At 39.7% G+C, this 1,864-nt stretch carries 2 protein-coding genes; both read right to left on the bottom strand.

All coding sequences use genetic code 11. The annotated features are described in order from the left end of the window. Positions 1 to 121: 121 nt before the first annotated feature. Positions 122 to 1,618, bottom strand: coding sequence for a Fic family protein (locus tag IBX48_RS10430; RefSeq protein WP_296834330.1), 1,497 nt, complete (start codon positions 1,616 to 1,618; stop codon positions 122 to 124). A 41-nt stretch (positions 1,619 to 1,659) separates the two neighbouring features. Then, a partial coding sequence (locus tag IBX48_RS10435; protein ID WP_296834333.1) for a hypothetical protein occupies positions 1,660 to 1,864 on the bottom strand: 205 nt, incomplete at its 5' end.

Raw genomic sequence — 1,864 nt, forward strand, 5'->3', positions numbered from 1 at the left:
TATCACAATAGCCGAAAAGTTATCGGTGATGTGAAAAACATGACCATTTCCCGCAAAGGCGGTTACTGGTAAGTGTCGATTCAAACTGAATACGAAGCGGCAATCATAATGATTTAATTCCCTAATCAAAAATGTCTAGATAGAGGCGTTCTATCACAATGATTTCATCGGGGGTTAATGCACTAAACTCTTTTTCTTGTGCTCTTTTCGATAAACGTCCATCGTTTTGTTGTAAAAACCGAATCAGCAAGTCTATTAAACGGCCAGGCATATCCAGCATATTGGTAATTTTGCCAACAAACGCATCATGCTTAATCAAGTAATTGACCTCGTTAGGCAAGCTTACCTCAATCGTGTGCTCGACACATTCATACAAAAACTCGGTTTGTTGCGTCGCGTCAAAAAAACGGTATAAGTCCAAAGTATCGTTAACGACTTCAACATTATTTTGTTGGGTTGGTCGCCATGCTATAAAAGGTAAACGGGGCTTTGAGTAGCTTTCTAAAATTTGGCGGTATTGATCAATACGTTCCAAAATCACAGCCGAAATTGGAAATACAATTCCTTTAGGAACAAAGCCAGATTCCGCTAAAATATGATGCAATAAATAGCGATGCAATCTACCATTACCGTCTTCAAAAGGGTGGATAAACACAAAACCAAAGGCGAGTTGGCTGGCGATTAACACGGCCGGATAGTCACTATTTATAAGTAAATCATAGGCCTCAAAAAACCCTTGCATGAGTTGATCTAAATCTTCTGCTTTAGCTGAAACATGCTCTGGCAAAGGTAAGCCCGTTGCCCGATCATGATTACCAATAAAGCCACCGTTAAACCTAAGGCCAGGCATAACAAAACGATAATCAGAAATAACAACAGACTGTAATCGTTCAAGCTCTTCAAGACTTAATGCGTTTTTACCCGCTTCAGCCACAACCCTACCCCAGCGTTCAATCCGAGTATGAGCAGGCTGTTCGCCTTCTATGCTGTATGAGGCTTTAGTATCTGCCAATAATAAAAAAGCCGCTGCTCTACTTAATAAATCTGAGTGACAAGCGTTGGTTTTCTCTAACGCCACATTAGACAAGTTTTTTTTTAATAAGGCTTCAAGCTTCTCAGTACGTCTAACTAATGGACAAAAGTAAAGATTACCTGGTAGATTATTAATAATACGGTAGCGTTTTTCTTTACGTTCAGGCCCTGCAAATTGAAGCTTGCTATTAACCAGCCCGGCATAATTCCCTTGTTTTAAATCAGGTAAATCGAGCTCACACTCAAGCAGCCATTCAAACAAAAACCAAATTTTTCGGCTATATAGGCTAGTAGGTTCATTGCGAACAATTTGCTCAACATCTTTAGCTTCAATTTTGACAAATAAAGCGTTCAATACCCACAAACATAAACCCTCATATTTCAGAGCAAAAGTAAGCTGTGAAAATAAATCTTGGCTCGGTTTATGTCTTGGCGTTAAAACTTCCCAGTTAGCTGTTCTATAGCGTTTATGTTTTTCACCTGTTGCAAAAATAATATCGGGTAAAGGCACAGTTAAGGCATACTCAGCAATTAAAAAGCTATAACCCGCTAGAGTCAAATTCTTTTCAGGTGGTGTTAAAAGCATGAAAAACCCTTACTTATCATGAAATATTGATATATATTACATCAAACATGAAAAACAATTACAAAATTAAACATTCTATCCAACACCTCATCAATCGCCACCACTGGTTTCGAGCCCAACAAAGCTTGTGCCTTAGAGCCACTCACCTGCACGTTACCACAACCCACCTCCATCAACGCGCGCTTACACAAGTCCTCAGAGGAAACGCATAACGGTATTACAGTAGCGGCAGGCCTGCATTCCCAC

It is taken from the genome of Thiomicrospira sp. (genome assembly GCF_014859555.1).
In the GTDB taxonomy this organism is placed as follows: domain Bacteria; phylum Pseudomonadota; class Gammaproteobacteria; order Thiomicrospirales; family Thiomicrospiraceae; genus Thiomicrospira.